The organism is Luteimonas sp. TWI596 (genome assembly GCF_039674105.1).
In the GTDB taxonomy this organism is placed as follows: Bacteria; Pseudomonadota; Gammaproteobacteria; order Xanthomonadales; family Xanthomonadaceae; genus Luteimonas.
Genome location: NZ_JBDJMU010000013.1, coordinates 102,312 through 116,956 on the forward strand (window position 1 = coordinate 102,312; position 14,645 = coordinate 116,956).

Here is a 14,645-nt window from a genome sequence, read left to right on the forward strand (position 1 = left end):
CGCCGGCCGTGTTGAGTGCGTCGATGCTGCTGTTCCCGGTGCTGGGCGCGGTCGCAGGGATCCTGGCCGGCCTGCTGGGGATCGGCGGCGGGCTGGTGCTGGTGACCGCACTGGTCTGGTTGCTGCCGGCCTATGGCATTCCGAAGGACGCCGCGATGCATGCCGCGCTCGCGACCTCGTTGGCGAGCATCGTGCTCACCGGCATGTCGTCGGCCCGCGCGCACCACCGTCGTGGCAGTGTCTTGTGGCCGTCGGTCGCCTGGCTGGTGCCTGGCATGTTGATCGGCGGCTGGCTGGGCGCGCGGCTGGCGATCGGGCTCGACGGCGAGGTGCTCAAGTACGGCGTGATCGCGTACTGCGCGCTCGCCGGCACCCAGATGCTGCTGTCGCGCTCGCCGCCCGAGACCGGGGCGGCGGTCGTGCCGTCGGGCGCGGGCATGACCGGCGCCGGCATCGGCATCGGCATTGCCTCGTCGCTGGTGGGCATCGGCGGCGGCAGCATGACCGTGCCGTTGCTGGTCTGGCGTGGCGTGCAGCCGGTGCGTGCGGTCGGCACCTCCGCGGCCTGCGGTGTATTCATCGGCTTGGCCAGTGCGTCGGGCTATGCGCTGCAGGCGCCGGGCGACGTGCTGCCGTCGATGGCCTGGGGCTATGTCTATCTGCCGGCCGCGATCGGCATCGCGCTGGCCTCGGTGCTGGTCGCGCCGCTGGGCACCCGGCTTGCGCATGCGATCAGCGGGCCGGCGCTCAAGCGGGTGTTCGCGATCTTCATGTACTGCATCGGCGCCAGCCTGCTGCTGTGGTGAGCCGCCGCGCTGCCGGCGCCCGCGTCCCCCTGGATTTCGAACCGGCGCGCTGTGCCGCCGATGGAGTGTTGCGATGACCGTGTCTTCCCCCCACGTGCCCGAATCGATCCGCGCGCTGGCGCCGACGATGACCGACTGGCGCCAGGCGATCCACGCCTGGCCCGAGCTCGGTTTCGAGGAACAGCGCACTTCGGCGCTGGTCGCCGACACCCTGCGCGCGCTCGGCCTCCAGGCGCATACGGGCCTGGGCGGCACCGGCGTGGTTGCTGTCATCGACAGCGGCGCGCCGGGCCTGTCGATCGGTCTGCGTGCGGACATGGACGCGCTGCCGATGGATGAGGACAGCGACCTGCCGTTCCGCTCGCAGCGTCCCGGCGTGGCCCATACCTGCGGTCACGACGGACACACCGCGGCGTTGCTGGGCGTGGCCCGCCACCTGGTCGCGTATCCGCCGGCCAGCGGGCGCGTGGTGTTGATCTTCCAGCCGGCCGAGGAGGGCGGGCGCGGCGCGATCCGGATGATCGAGGACGGGCTGTTCGATCGGTTCCCCTGCGACGAGGTCTATGCCTTCCACAACATGCCCGCGCTCCCGTCCGGCCGGGCCAGCGTGCGCGCCGGCGCCACGCTGCAGTCGCTGGCGGTGTTCGAGATCGCGATCGAAGGCATCGGCGGTCACGCGGCCGCGCCCCATCGTGCGAACGATCCGCTGCAGGTGGCCGCCCGCCTGGCGGTGGACATCGGCGCGATCGTCGGCCGCCACATCGACCCGATGGAAGCGGCGCTGATCAATGTCGGTTCGCTGCAGGCCGGCACGACCCACAACATCATTCCCTCGACCGCCTCGCTCAGCGGGACGATCCGCTCGCTGTCGACGGACGTGCACGAGGCGCTGCTCGCTCGCCTGCGCGCGCTGTGCGAGGGGCATGCGCAGATCTCGGGCTGCACGATCGGGCTGGAGATCCCGCATTCGTGCCCGCCGTGCGTCAACGCACCCGCGCAGGCCGCGCTGGCGGCCGAGGCGATCGGCGACGTGCTCGGCGCGGAGAACGTCAGCACCGATCTGCGCGCCTACCCCTTTTCCGACGATTTTTCGTACATGCTGCAACAGTGGCCCGGCGCCTACCTGTTCCTGGGCATGGACAGCGCCATGTGCCACCACCCGACGTTCCGTTTCGACGATGCGCTGCTGCCGGTCGCGGTCGCGGTGTTCGACCGCATCGTGCGCCGGCGCCTGGGCTGAGCACCGCGCCCGCGCGTCCGCGCGCCGGGCCGGTGGCATTCGCCGCCGGCCCGGCCAGGGCTTAAGCTGTCCTCGCGCCGCCGCGACGCGCGGCGTCCCGATGTTCCTTCGAGTGCCCCATGCCCAACCGCGACTGGGTGGCGCAGGCCATCCGCAAGATCGAGGCCGATTTCAACCGCTCGGCCGACACCCACCTGATTCCGCTGGCGTTGCCGGGCTTTCCCGGCATCGAGGTGTACTTCAAGGACGAGTCCAGCCATCCGACCGGCAGCCTGAAGCACCGGCTGGCGCGTTCGCTGTTCCTCTACGCGCTGGCCAACGGCTGGCTGCGTGCGGGCAGCACGGTGGTCGAGGCCTCCAGTGGGTCGACCGCGGTGTCGGAGGCCTACTTCGCGCGGCTGCTGGGCCTGCCGTTCGTCGCGGTGATGCCGGCCTCGACGTCGCCGGAGAAGATCGCCGCGATCGAGTTCCAGGGCGGGCGCTGCCATCTGGTCAAGAACGCCTGCGACATCGCCGCGGCCTCGATGCAGCTGGCGCGCGAATGCGGCGGGCATTTCATGGACCAGTTCACCTATGCCGAGCGCGCGACCGACTGGCGGGCCAACAACAACATCGCCGAGTCGATCTTCAAGCAGATGGCGCAGGAAGTGCACCCGGTGCCGGCGTGGATCGTGTGCAGCGCCGGCACCGGCGGCACCAGCGCGACGATCGGGCGCTATGCGCGCTACCGCGGTTTCGACACCCGGGTGCTGTGCGCCGATCCCGAGCATTCGGCGTTCTTCGACCACTATGCGCGCAGCCTGCGCCGCGAGCCGGCGCCCGAGGACCTCGCGCCGACCCCGCCCTCGCGCATCGAAGGCATCGGCCGGCCGCGCGCCGAGCCCAGCTTCATTCCCGGCTGCGTCGATGCGATGGTCCGCGTTCCCGATGCCCTGAGCCTGGCGGGCATGCGCTACGTCAATGCGCGCTTGGGCCGGCGCGTCGGCGGCTCGACCGGCACCAACTTCGTCGGCGTGTTGCGGGTCGCGCAGACCATGCGCGCGGCCGGCCGCAGCGGCGCGATCGTCACCATCCTGTGCGATGGCGGCGAGCGCTACGCGCACAGCTACTACAGCGCCGACTGGATCGCCGCGCAGGGCTTCGACATGGACGCGGCCGATGCCGCGATCCGGGCCAGCGCCGACACCGGCGCCGAGTTGCCGTCGCTCGTCGACGCGGTCCGCGATCAGGCGGGCGGCTAGCCCCGACGCACGCGCAAGCCAACGGGCGGGCGCCGTGACCGGGCGCCGCCGTATGCGGCGCCCGGCGCCTGCAACGTCAGTCCTGGATGGCGACGATGCCAACCTGCGGATGCGCGCAGGCGGCGTCAGCGCAGACGCTGCCGATCCATACCTGGCCGTTGCCCAGCATCACGCCCTGCGCGTTCACGAATAGGGCGTCGAACGTCTGTGCGGCAACGGCCCGAGCAATATCGGCCGTGATGATGCGGTCGTACTCGCGCTCGAACGCGGCTGCATCGGCAATCTCGCGTTCCTGGCCCGCCACCTTCACGCGCAGCGGGTAGATCGGCAGTGCGGCCACGGCCTTGGCGTCGTGAGCGGCCACGCCCTTCTGCAGGGCAGTGAACACGGTTTCGTAGGGCGCGGCATCGCCCAGCACCTGGCCGATGCGCCGGCGTGCATCGCCCGTCGATTCGACCGCGGCGGCCGGTGCGGCCTCGGGCACTGGGGCCGGTGCATCGGCGGACGGGGCCGGTGCAGAGGCGTCGGACGACGGACGCGCGTCGGCAGTGGCGGAGGCCGGCGGCGGAGCCGGCTGCGAACAGGCCGCCAACAGGGCGGTGGACAGCAGGAGCAAGGGCAGGCGCATGGGACAGGCTCGCGGGTGGACGGGTCCCCAGCCTAGCGGGCGCTGCGTCAGCCTCGCATGCAGGCCCGCACGCACCCGCGTTGCGGGCCGGACGCCCTGCAGCCAGGCCTGCGCGCGTCGAGAGTGGCGATCCGTTGCCCGCGGCGCCGGCCTGCGGGGGAGTCAACCTGGGGCTGACCCCAGGTGCGGCCAGGTTAAAGATTCGTTACAACGAAAACGCCGGCAGGAGGCCGGTGCCCCCCGCTACAGGAGCCCGCATGATGCCGATCCGCCGCCACCGACTGGCCGCAGCCGTCTCGTCGTCTCTGCTCGTCGTTCTTCCGCTCGCCGCTGCCGCCCAGCAGATCCCGGCCCCCGCGCCGCAGGCGCGCACGCTCGACACTGTGCAGGTCACCGGCACCCGCATCCGCAAGGCGGAGATGGAGACCGCGGTCCCGGTCCAGGTACTCACCCGCGAGGACATCCAGCGCAGCGGGTTCACCTCCGTCGCCGACATCGTGCAGACCCTCACTGCCAGCGGCGCCGCGCTCAACACCAAGTTCAATTCCAGTGGCAACTTCGGTTTTCCGCCCGATGGCGGCGGCGTCGGCGCCGGCGCCGCGACGGTCGACCTGCGGCACCTGGGCGCCAAGCGCGTGCTGGTGCTGGTCGACGGCATCCGCTGGGTCAACGAGTCCTCGGCCTCGGGCGTCGGCTCGGCCGTCGACCTCAACACCATTCCGCTGTCGCTGATCGAGCGCATCGAAGTGCTCGAGGACGGCGCGTCGTCGATCTACGGCTCCGATGCGATCGCCGGTGTGGTCAACATCATCACCCGTCGCGATGCCGACGGCGGCAGCCTTGACCTGCACTACGGCGAGTACGACGACCTCGGCGGTGCGACCTGGGGCGCGGATCTGGGCTGGGGCGGGCACAGCGAGCGCGCCCAGTGGTTCTTCGGCGCCTCGTACTACAAGCAGCGGCAGATCGCCTCGACCAAGTTCGACAACGCCAGCGTGCCGGTGCCGGGCACGGGGCTGGCCAACGGCAGCTCGGCCACGCCAGGCGGACGCTTCGTCTTCGCGCCTGCGGACGGCAACAACACCTACGGCGGCCTCTGCCCTTTGAGCACCGATGAGGCCGGTGCGCCGATCCCCGGGTCGGCGACCTGCGACATCACCTTGCCAAATGGTGCGAGCTTTCCGGGTGGCACCACGATCGACGACTTCATCCAGTTCGGCACGGACAACCGCTACAACTTCGCGCCCAACAACCTGCTGCTGACCCCGTCGGAGCGCAAGTCGGTGTTCGGCCAGGTGCGCTTCGAGTTCAGCCCGCAGCTGTCGGCCTATACCCGCGTGCTGTACAACACGCGCACCTCGGCCAACCAGGCTGCGCCCGAGCCGTTCTTCCTCGGTACCGATGCCGGCGTCTACAACCCCTGGGCCGAGCAGCGGCTGACAATCTCCGCGCGCAATCCCTACAACCCCTTCGGCTTCGATCTGACCACGGAGGGCGAGGACCCGAACCTGTTCCTGCTCGGTCGCCGTCCGGTCGAGGGCGGACCGCGCCGCTACACCCAGGACGTCAAGACCTGGTACGCCGCCGCCGGGCTCGAGGGCCTGCTGGGCGTCGGCGATCGCACCTGGAACTGGGATGTCAACCTTGTCCGCAGCCAGAGCCGCGCCGAGCAGGTCAACGTCGGCAGCTACAATGTGCGTCGCATCAACGAAGCGTTGGGCGACCCCGACGCGTGCGCGGCGATCACCGGCTGCGTGCCGCTGAACGTGTTCGGTGGCCCGGGCACGATCACCCAGGAGATGCTCGCCTTCATCCAGCCGGTGGTGCGCGATGCCAGCCGCAACACGCTGACCCTGGCCTCGGCCAACATCACCGGCGATCTCGCGCGGCTGCCGGCCGGCGCGCTGTCGTTCGCGGCGGGCCTGGAGCATCGCCGCTACGAGGGCAGCTACACCCCCGACCCGATCACGATCGCCGGCGAGTACAACGGCGTGCCCTCGGGCGCGACCTCGGGCGACTACGACGTCAACGAGGCCTATGCCGAGTTCAACGTGCCGCTGCTGCGCGACTCGTGGCTGGGCGACAGCCTCGATCTGAGTATCGCCGGACGGTATTCGGACTACTCGACCTTCGGCGGCGAGACCACCGGCAAGGTCGGCTTGCGCTGGCAGCCGGCCGACGAGTTCCTGCTGCGCATGAGCTATGCCGAGGGCTTCCGTGCGCCGTCGATCGGCGAGCTCTACGGCACGCTCAGCCGTTTCGACGCGACCCTCGTCGATCCCTGTTCGGGCGCCGCCTCGTCGTCGCCGGTCTGCGCCGCCGACGGCGTGCCGGCAGGCTACGAGCAGACCAACTCGCAGATCTCGGTGGTGACCTCGGGCAATGCCGAGCTCGAGCCCGAGCACAGCCGCAGCCTGATGGTCGGCGCGGTCTGGAGCCCGTCGTTCGCCGACGGCGTGGCGTGGTCGGACCGCCTGGACCTGGGCGTGACGTTCTACCGCCATCACATCGACGGCGCGATCCAGGCTCCGGACGCCCAGGCGATCCTCGAACGCTGCATCGCCACTCGCGATCCGCTGGCCTGCGCCTCGTACGACCGCAGCGAGCGCGGGCAGATCATCCGCTTCGACGACATCCTGGCCAACCTCGGCACGATCAAGACCGACGGCTGGGATTTCACCGCCGGCTGGACGCTGCCCGAGCACGACTGGGGCCGCCTGCGCTTCGATGCGAAGGCGACCTGGGTCGGCCGCTACGAACTGGTCAACGAGTCGGGCCAGGCCGAGCCGCGGCGGCCCGGCGTCGAGGTCAACAACAGCGCGATCCCCGAGTGGACCGGCACCCTGGTCACCGACTGGACGCGTGGGCCGTGGTCGCTGGCCTGGACCATGCGCTACATCGACCGGCTGGTCGAGTCGTGCGGCGGTGCGATCGGCTTTGCGATCTGCCCCGACAGCGCCAACGACCGCAACGCGCTCGGCGCGACGACCTACCACGACCTGCAGTTGTCCTGGCGCAGCACCGCCTGGCTCGAGGGCACACGGGTGAGCGTCGGCGTCAACAATCTCACCGGCAAGACGCCGCCGGTGTGCCTGAGCTGCAGCCTCAACGGCTACGATGCCTCGACCTACGACCTGCCGGGCCGCTTCGTCTACGCACGGCTGGGCGTGGACTTCTGAGCCACGGCGGGGGATGCGGCCGGCGATGCGCGCCGGCCGCTGTCTCCCGCCAGCCCGAACAGCGGTCGCAGCCAGCGCACACGCCGGATCAGCAGTTCGTGGATGAGCACGCAGCCGGCCACGGTGATCGCCAGCACCCCCAGCGGTTCCCACACCGGGCCCAGCCCTAACGGGATCAACCAGTACGCGGCCAGCACGATCAGGCTCTGGTGCAGGATGTACCACGGGTACACCGCCTCGCTGGCGTAGGCCAGGCCGGGCCACGGCCGGTTCAACGCGTGGACGCCCCAGGCCAGCAGCGCGAGCAGGGTGGTCCACCAGTAGACGGTCTGGACCACGCGCACCAGCATCCGCCAGCCTTCGGCCGGCATCAGCGACAGCGCAGCGACGTCGGGCTCCCAGCGACCCAGCGCACGCAGCGCCAGGTAGAGGCTGCCCGTCGCCAGGGCGAACGCCAGCAGCGTCCGTCGCCGCGCGCGCAGCGCGTCCCATACCGGCGCGCTGCCGGCGATCAGCACGCCGAAGGCGAACACCACGAAGTAGCGCGCGTGGTTGAACCAGTCGTCGACCAGCGCGTGCGTCGACGGGAAGCGCGGGTCGAGCACGAGCAGGGCGAACACGTACCAGGCTGGCGGCAGCAGCCACAGCAGCCAGCGTCCGCGGGTGGTGAGCCAGTCACGCAGCCGGGCACCGTCCAGGCGGCGCAGCAGCGGCAGCGCGGCCAGCGTCAGCAGCGTATAGGCCCACAGGTAGGGCAGGTACCACAGGTGATTCCAGGTGAAGCCGTACTCGGCGCCGGTGAACGTGCCGACCGGCCAGGGCCGGAACTGCAGGTAGCGCAGCAGGAAGGCGCCGTAGCCGGGGTCGATCGTGCCCAGCATGCGCGCCTCGCAGTAGGCCTGGACCGGCACGATCGCGACGATGCCGAAGGCCAGCGGCAGCAGCAGGCGCCAGCTGCGGCGCGCCGCCAGCGCACCGGGCGCGCGCCGGGCCAGCACCAGGCCGAGCGCCAGCCCCGAGATCAAGAACAGCAGCGACATGCGCCAGCGGTTGATCGCGACCATCGGCCACTCGACCCAGGCCAGCAGGGTCGGGCTCTTGATGTGGAAGCCCCAGTCGACCACGTAGACCATGCCCACGTGGTAGAGGATCAACAGGCCGAAGGCGATCACCCGCAGGGCGTCGATGTCGTGGCGTCGGGACATGGGAGCTGCCCATGGGAAGGGAGCGCCATCGTCGGCCCCAGGGCCCGTCCACCGGCGCGGCAAGGGCCGAGACGACCGCCCCCGGGGACGAACGGACGGCCCCGCGGGGCGGCGCGGCCCGCGGCCGCGAGCCGGCTGCCTACAATGCCGCGATGTCCTCACGCCCGTCCGATGCGCCGTCCGCGGCCGAACGCTATCTGGCCATTCGCCGCCCGCTCGAGGTCGGCTACTGGCTGGTCACCTGCCTGCTGTCGGCAGTGGGCAACAGCGCGACCGTCTGGATCGATGTGCAGCGCGCGGGCCTTGGGAGCGCGCAATGGGAAGTGGTGAGCTGGGAGGCGGGCAGTGCGCTGGCACTGCTGGCGCTGGTTCCGGCCACGGTCTGGTTCACCGCGCGCTGGCCGGTGCACCTGGACACCTGGTGGCGGCGACTGCCGCTGTACGCGCTGGCGAGCGTGGTCTGGTCGCTGCTGCACGTGGGCCTGATGGTCGGCATCCGCAAGGCGGTCTATGCGCTACACGGCGCCCGCTACAGCTTCGACGATGCCTATCTCTACGAATACCTCAAGGACGTGCGCACGTTCCTGGGCATCGTGGTGTTGTTGCACGGTTACCGGCTGCTGCTCAGGCGCCTGCAGGGCGAGGCCTCGCTGCTCGCCGCGCCCGACGACGGCGCAGCGCCCGTGGAGCCAGTGGAGCGGCCCGAGCGTTTCCTGGTGCGCAAGCTCGGTCGCGAGTTCCTGGTCGCCGCCGACGACATCGAATGGGTGCAGGCCGCCGGCAACTACGCCAACCTGCACGTGCGCGGCAAGGTGTATCCCTTGCGCAGCACTCTGGCCGACCTGCAGGCCCGGCTCGATCCGGCGCGCTTCGTGCGCGTGCACCGCAGCCATCTGGTGAACGTCGCGCGCATCGCCTCGATCGAGCCGCTCGACAGCGGCGATGCGCGGCTCCATCTCGACGACGGCACCGTGGTGCCGTGCAGCCGGCGCTGCCGCGAGGCGCTGCGCGCGGCGACCGGCGGCTGATCCACCGCTGCGGCGCGTGCGCGGGCGCCGCGCCGGTCTGCTTCAGCGGAAGAAGCGCAGCAGGGTGCGACGCAGCCAGCCGCCGTTCTCGTGCGTCCTGGCGAAGCCGTTGAGATGCTGCTTGACTGTCGGTGAGTAGGCCTTGTCGTCGCTGCGGATGTGGTTGAACAGCCAGCGCACGAGCATTGCGCGCAATTCGTCGAGCATATCCTCGCCGGCCTGGAAGCGCAGCCGATACTCCTGGACGCGGCGCGCAAACAGTTCGTGGACACGGCGATGGGCGGCGCAGAACGCATAGCCTGCTTCTTCCATCAGCGCCTCTTCGAACGCGAAGTGCGACAGCGTGTAGTCGACCAGCTCGTCGAGCACCTCGCTGACGGCTTCGCGCGAGTGCCCGTGCCGCGCGAGTTCGAGCTGGTTGATCATGTCGACGATCCGCCGGTGCTGGCCATCGATGACATCGATGCCCGTGTCCAGTTCGGCCCGCCATACCACTACCGACATCGTCCTCGCCCCGCCATCCGTCTGGTTGCAGGGCATCTTGGGCGGCGATCCGGGGGCCGGCCTTGATCGGACGCAATGACGCCGCGCGTTGCGCGTGCTTGTCCGGCACGCGCAACGCGGGTGGGATCAGCTGCGGCGCGCGCGTGCGAAGGCGTCGGCGAGCGCGTTGTTGGCCGGCGGCGCACTCGGCTTGGGCGCGCCGCCACCCGGGCGGCCGCCGCGGCCGGGCCCGCGCGGATCGCGCGTTGCTGCGTCGCGCTGGCCGCGTGCCTCGCGCGGTGCAGGCGTATCGTCCAGGCGCCGGGTCAGTGCGATGCGCTTGCGCGCCACGTCGACCTCCAGCACTTTGACCTTGACGATGTCGCCGGCCTTGACCACGTCGCGCGGGTCATTGACGAAGGTGTCCGACAGCGCCGAGATGTGCACCAGCCCGTCCTGATGCACGCCGATGTCGACGAACGCGCCGAACGCGGCAACGTTGCTGACCACGCCTTCGAGGATCATGCCTTCGCGCAGGTCCTTGATGTCTTCCACGCCCTCGGCGAACTGCGCGGCCTTGAACTCCGGACGCGGGTCGCGACCGGGCTTTTCCAGCTCCTTGAGGATGTCGCGCACCGTGGGCTCACCGAAGCGCGCATCGGTGAACTGCGCCGGCTTGAGCCCGCGCACGAAGCTGCCGTCGCCGATCAGCGAGGCGATCGGGCGGCCGGTGGCCGCGACGATGCGCTCGACCACCGGATAGGCCTCGGGGTGCACCGACGAGGCGTCGAGCGGCTCGTCGCCGTCGGCGATGCGCAAGAAACCCGCGCATTGCTCGAACGTCTTCTCGCCCAGGCGCGGCACCTTGAGCAGGTCGCGGCGGCGCTTGAACGGCCCGTTGGCGTCGCGATGCACGACGATGTTCTCCGCGACCCCGGCCGACAGCCCCGACACGCGCGCCAGCAGTGCGCTGGACGCGGTGTTGACGAACACGCCGACCGCGTTGACGCAGTCCTCGACCTTGGCATCGAGCGCACGCGCCAGCCGGTACTGATCGACATCGTGCTGGTACTGGCCCACGCCGATCGCCTTGGGCTCGATCTTCACCAGTTCGGCGAGCGGGTCCTGCAGGCGCCGCGCGATCGACACCGCGCCGCGCAGCGACACGTCGAGCTGCGGGAACTCCCGCGCGGCGGTCTCGGAGGCCGAGTACACCGACGCGCCGGCCTCGCTGACGACGATCTTCTGCAGTTTGAGTTCCGGCGCGCGCTTGATCAGATCGGCGACCAGGCGGTCGGTCTCGCGCGAGGCGGTGCCGTTGCCGATCGCGACCAGTTGCACGCCGTGCCGCGTGCACAGCGCCTGCAGCACGTGCAGCGACTGGTCCCACTGCCGGCGCGGCTCGTGCGGGTAGATCGTCTCGGTCGCGACCAGCTTGCCGGTCGCATCGACCACCGCGATCTTGCAGCCGGTGCGGATGCCCGGGTCGAGCCCGAGCACGGTCTTGGGGCCGGCCGGTGCGGCCAGCAGCAGGTCCTTGAGGTTGTCGCCGAAGACCTCGATCGCCTGGCCCTCGGCTTTCTCGCGCGCCTTGCCCAGCAGGTCGATCATCAGATGCAGGTGGATCTTCGCGCGCCAGGCCAGCCGGCAGGCATTGCGCAGCCAGGCGTCGGCCGGGCGGCCGCGCTCGGCGATGCCGGCATGCAGCGCGATGCGGCCCTCGGCGTACGCGTTGCCCTGCTCGGCGTCATTGCCCGGGTCGAGCTCGAGCGTCAGGAACTCCTCGCGCCGGCCGCGCAGCAGCGCCAACAGGCGGTGCGAGGGAATCTTCGCCAGCGGCTCGGCATGGTCGAAGTAGTCGCGGAACTTTTCGCCAGCCGTTTCCTTGCCCTCGACGACCTTCGCCCGGATCACACCGTTGGCGTCGAGCCAGTCGCGCAGCTCGCCGATCAGCGCTGCGTCCTCGCCCCAGCGCTCGATCAGGATCGCGCGCGCGCCTTCGAGCGCGGCCTTGACGTCGGCCACGCCCTTGTCGGCATCGACGAAGCCGGCAGCGACGTCCTCGGGCACCTGCGTCGGGTCGGCCAGCAGGCCGTCGGCGAGCGGCTCGAGCCCGGCCTCGCGGGCGATCTGCGCGCGCGTGCGGCGCTTGGGCTTGTAGGGCAGGTACAGGTCCTCGAGGCGCGCCTTGCTGTCGGCCGCCTCGATGTCCCCGCGCAGCTCGGGCGTGAGCTTGCCCTGCTCGTCGATGCTCGCCAGGATCGCGGCGCGCCGCTCTTCGAGCTCGCGCAGGTAGCCCAGGCGGACCTCGAGGTTGCGCAGCTGGGTATCGTCCAGGCCGCCGGTGACCTCTTTGCGGTAGCGCGCGATGAACGGCACGGTCGCGCCTTCGTCGAGCAGCGCGATCGCACTGATCGCCTGGGCGGGCTGGGCGCCGATCTCGGCGGCGATGGTCTCGGCGATCCTGCGGGAAAGAGCGGCGTCGGGCTGGTACATCGGGTCCGAAAGCTGTCGCGGCAGCGGTGCCGCGGGCGGATTGTGGCCCCCAGGTCGCGGCAGCGGAACCCGTTGACAAGGCCGCCGTGCGCAGGTTGGGCCGCTATCGGCGGCGGCGCCAGGGCAGCGGCAGCTGGAACACCACCAGCGCGACCCAGGCCAGACGGCTCGACCAGCTCTCGCGATCGACCGGCACCGGCGCCTGCGCCGAAGTGCCCTCGTCCGGCAGCGTATACGCGCCGGCATCGAGCTCGGCGATGATCGCGCGGGCCCGCGCCAGCTCGGCATCGGGCACGTGCACCTTGACCCCGCCGATCGCCAGCCGCCACTCCCAGTTCGCCAGCGCCATGTGCGCGTCGCCGACAAAGGCGTCGATGCCTTCGGCTTGCAGACGGCCGCAGACGAGCTGCGCTTCGAGCGGATCGGTGTAGCGGGCGACGATGACGGTCATCGGACGGCGACGGCGGCGAACACGGCCAAAGAGTACCCTTGCGCACTGAACACGTTCTCACGCTGAGGCCGCGCATGTCCCGTCCGCTCCGCGCTCCGCGCATCGTCCTTCCCAGCCTGCTCGCGCTCGCGTTCGCCGGATGCGGCGGCCAGGAGGCAGCCCCGGCCGCACCCGCCGCCAACACGCCGGTCGATGCGCCGGTCGATGCGCCGAGCCAGCGCGTGGACTGGCCGTTGCCGGCCACAGGGCCAGGCTCGAGCGCGCCCGACCTCGTCGCCGGCCCCGACGGCCTGCTGGTGCTGAGCTGGATCAACTCGCGGCAGGGACGCCGTCATGCGTTCCAGTACTCGCGCTTCGATCCCGTGGCGCAGCGCTGGCGCAATGCGCCGACCACGATCGCGATCGGCAACCGCATGTTCGTCAACTGGGCCGACACCCCGCACGTGCTGCCGACACCCGATGGCGCGCTGTGGGCGCACTGGCTGCAGAAGCGCGGCGATGCGCCCTACGCCTACGACGTGGTGCTCGCACGCTCGCGCGATGGCGGCGCCAACTGGAGCGCGCCGATCCCCGCCCACGACGATGGCACCGCCACCGAGCACGGCTTCGTGTCGATGTGGGCGCAGGGCGGCGGCCTCGGCCTGGCCTGGCTCGACGGCCGCAACACCGGCGGTGGCCATCCCGACGACGCCGACGGCGACCATGAGGCGCATGCGGGTGCGCCGATGACCCTGCGCGCGGCGGTGTTCGACGCCAACCTGCAACGCACGGTCGAGCACGAGATCGATGCCCGCGTCTGCGACTGCTGCCAGACCGCGGCTGCGGTCACCGGGCGCGGTCCGGTCGTCGTCTATCGCGGCCGCACCGAGGCCGAGGTCCGTGACGTCATGCTGACGCGCCTGGAGAACGGCGCCTGGCGCCCGCCCGCGCGCGTGCACGCCGACGACTGGACGATGCCCGCCTGCCCGGTCAACGGGCCGTCGGTGGCGGCGCAGGCCGATGCGGTGCTGGTGGGCTGGTACACCGCCGCCGGCGATACGCCGCGCGTGCAGCTGGCGCGCAGCGTCGATGCCGGTGATGCGTTCGCCGAACCGGTGGTGCTCGACAGCGGCCCGGCGGTGCAGGGGCGCGTGGCCGTCGCGCTCGACGACGCGCAGGCCTGGGCGGTGTGGCTGCGCGAGGACGACGCCGGCGGCCAGTCGCTGTGGCTCTCGCGGCGCAGCCTGGACCTGGCGACCGAGTACGAGCGTATCGAACTCGCCCGCCTGCAAGGGCGCGGCCGCGCGACCGGCTTTCCGCAGCTACAGGTGCTCGGCGGGCAGGCCTACGTGGTCTGGACCGACGTCATCGACGGCGCGCCGCAATTGCAGGGCGCGCGGCTCGTGCGCTGACGTGCAGGCGGCGACGATCCACCAAAGCACCTTCCCCGCGCGCGCGGGAGATCGGCGCGCATAGCGCCGGCCGGTGCGAGGCACCGCCGCGAGCGTACCTGCGATCGCGGCGGGGGCGACAAACGGGCTGCAATCCACGTGCCCGTAAAGGCACGCACCGGCGCGGCACTCACCGAAGTGAATCTCGCGCTGGTTGCAATCCACGCGTCCGCGAGGGCGCGACCAGCCCACCGAAACGCTGACGCCGCTGGAAACCAAGTTGCAAACCACGGGCCCACGAGGGCGCGACGCTCGTGGCAGTTCCTCATCGACCCGCCGATCATGTTGCAATCCACGCGTCCGTGAGGGCGCGACGACCGCGGCGAGCAAAGCGAGCGACTGCCGATCACGTTGAAATCCACACGCCCGTGAGGGCGCGACCGCTGGCCGTCGACCTCGGAGGTTGTCACCAGGAAGTTGCAATCCACGCGCCCGTGAGTGCGCGACCGCCCCAAGCG

General features: G+C 71.0%; 11 protein-coding genes. 6 read left to right on the forward strand and 5 right to left on the reverse strand.

What is annotated here, in order from left to right:
• Nucleotides 1-23: 23 nt before the first annotated feature.
• From ABE487_RS11630 to ABE487_RS11640, 3 genes are all read left to right on the forward strand, one after another.
• Nucleotides 24-806: a sulfite exporter TauE/SafE family protein gene (locus tag ABE487_RS11630; protein WP_346448042.1), complete on the forward strand. Its 783-nt coding sequence runs from the start codon at nt 24-26 to the stop codon at nt 804-806.
• A gap of 73 nt (nt 807-879) precedes the next feature.
• On the forward strand, nt 880-2,046 hold the full coding sequence (locus tag ABE487_RS11635) for an amidohydrolase (protein ID WP_346443671.1): 1,167 nt from the start codon (nt 880-882) through the stop codon (nt 2,044-2,046).
• 119 nt (nt 2,047-2,165) lie between these two features.
• On the forward strand, nt 2,166-3,287 hold the full coding sequence (locus tag ABE487_RS11640; RefSeq protein ID WP_346448038.1) for a PLP-dependent cysteine synthase family protein: 1,122 nt from the start codon (nt 2,166-2,168) through the stop codon (nt 3,285-3,287).
• 76 nt (nt 3,288-3,363) lie between these two features.
• Here ABE487_RS11640 and ABE487_RS11645 read toward each other — a convergent pair whose 3' ends face one another.
• On the reverse strand, nt 3,364-3,915 hold the full coding sequence (locus ABE487_RS11645; RefSeq protein WP_346451577.1) for a hypothetical protein: 552 nt from the start codon (nt 3,913-3,915) through the stop codon (nt 3,364-3,366).
• Between the two features lie 257 nt (nt 3,916-4,172).
• On the opposite strand from ABE487_RS11645, the gene ABE487_RS11650 reads away from it, so the two are divergent.
• Nucleotides 4,173-7,094 (forward strand): TonB-dependent receptor, encoded by a 2,922-nt coding sequence (locus ABE487_RS11650; protein WP_346451578.1) that lies wholly within the window; start codon nt 4,173-4,175, stop codon nt 7,092-7,094.
• Here the strand turns inward: ABE487_RS11650 and ABE487_RS11655 are convergent.
• Nucleotides 7,067-8,299, reverse strand: a complete 1,233-nt coding sequence (locus ABE487_RS11655; protein ID WP_346451580.1) for an acyltransferase family protein — start codon at nt 8,297-8,299, stop codon at nt 7,067-7,069. The genes ABE487_RS11650 and ABE487_RS11655 overlap by 28 nt on opposite strands.
• 152 nt (nt 8,300-8,451) lie before the next feature.
• On the opposite strand from ABE487_RS11655, the gene ABE487_RS11660 reads away from it, so the two are divergent.
• Complete coding sequence (locus tag ABE487_RS11660) at nt 8,452-9,327, forward strand: LytTR family DNA-binding domain-containing protein (RefSeq protein WP_346448032.1); 876 nt, start codon at nt 8,452-8,454, stop codon at nt 9,325-9,327.
• A gap of 42 nt (nt 9,328-9,369) precedes the next feature.
• On the opposite strand, the gene ABE487_RS11665 is transcribed toward ABE487_RS11660, so the two are convergent.
• The 3 genes from ABE487_RS11665 to ABE487_RS11675 all read right to left on the reverse strand — a co-directional run bounded on the left by ABE487_RS11665 (nt 9,370) and on the right by ABE487_RS11675 (nt 12,757).
• Nucleotides 9,370-9,831 (reverse strand): bacteriohemerythrin, encoded by a 462-nt coding sequence (locus ABE487_RS11665; protein ID WP_346443678.1) that lies wholly within the window; start codon nt 9,829-9,831, stop codon nt 9,370-9,372.
• 126 nt (nt 9,832-9,957) lie between these two features.
• The gene (locus tag ABE487_RS11670; RefSeq protein WP_346451581.1) at nt 9,958-12,306 is read right to left on the reverse strand and encodes a Tex family protein; all 2,349 of its coding nucleotides are present in this window, start codon (nt 12,304-12,306) and stop codon (nt 9,958-9,960) included.
• A 103-nt stretch (nt 12,307-12,409) separates the two neighbouring features.
• Complete coding sequence (locus ABE487_RS11675; RefSeq protein ID WP_346443681.1) at nt 12,410-12,757, reverse strand: DUF2007 domain-containing protein; 348 nt, start codon at nt 12,755-12,757, stop codon at nt 12,410-12,412.
• 74 nt (nt 12,758-12,831) lie between these two features.
• Here ABE487_RS11675 and ABE487_RS11680 point away from each other — a divergent pair, with 74 nt between their 5' ends.
• Complete coding sequence (locus ABE487_RS11680) at nt 12,832-14,148, forward strand: sialidase family protein (protein ID WP_346452901.1); 1,317 nt, start codon at nt 12,832-12,834, stop codon at nt 14,146-14,148.
• Nucleotides 14,149-14,645 lie beyond the last annotated feature (497 nt).

Bases quoted from the DNA above. Each gene is read 5' to 3' on its own strand.
- ABE487_RS11630 (WP_346448042.1), top strand. From the start codon at position 24: ATGCTGCTGTTCCCGGTGCTGGGCGCGGTCGCAGGGATCCTGGCCGGC.
- ABE487_RS11635 (WP_346443671.1), top strand. From the start codon at position 880: ATGACCGTGTCTTCCCCCCACGTGCCCGAATCGATCCGCGCGCTGGCG.
- ABE487_RS11640 (WP_346448038.1), top strand. From the start codon at position 2,166: ATGCCCAACCGCGACTGGGTGGCGCAGGCCATCCGCAAGATCGAGGCC.
- ABE487_RS11645 (WP_346451577.1), bottom strand. From the start codon at position 3,915: ATGCGCCTGCCCTTGCTCCTGCTGTCCACCGCCCTGTTGGCGGCCTGT.
- ABE487_RS11650 (WP_346451578.1), top strand. From the start codon at position 4,173: ATGATGCCGATCCGCCGCCACCGACTGGCCGCAGCCGTCTCGTCGTCT.
- ABE487_RS11655 (WP_346451580.1), bottom strand. From the start codon at position 8,299: ATGTCCCGACGCCACGACATCGACGCCCTGCGGGTGATCGCCTTCGGC.
- ABE487_RS11660 (WP_346448032.1), top strand. From the start codon at position 8,452: ATGTCCTCACGCCCGTCCGATGCGCCGTCCGCGGCCGAACGCTATCTG.
- ABE487_RS11665 (WP_346443678.1), bottom strand. From the start codon at position 9,831: ATGTCGGTAGTGGTATGGCGGGCCGAACTGGACACGGGCATCGATGTC.
- ABE487_RS11670 (WP_346451581.1), bottom strand. From the start codon at position 12,306: ATGTACCAGCCCGACGCCGCTCTTTCCCGCAGGATCGCCGAGACCATC.
- ABE487_RS11675 (WP_346443681.1), bottom strand. From the start codon at position 12,757: ATGACCGTCATCGTCGCCCGCTACACCGATCCGCTCGAAGCGCAGCTC.
- ABE487_RS11680 (WP_346452901.1), top strand. From the start codon at position 12,832: ATGTCCCGTCCGCTCCGCGCTCCGCGCATCGTCCTTCCCAGCCTGCTC.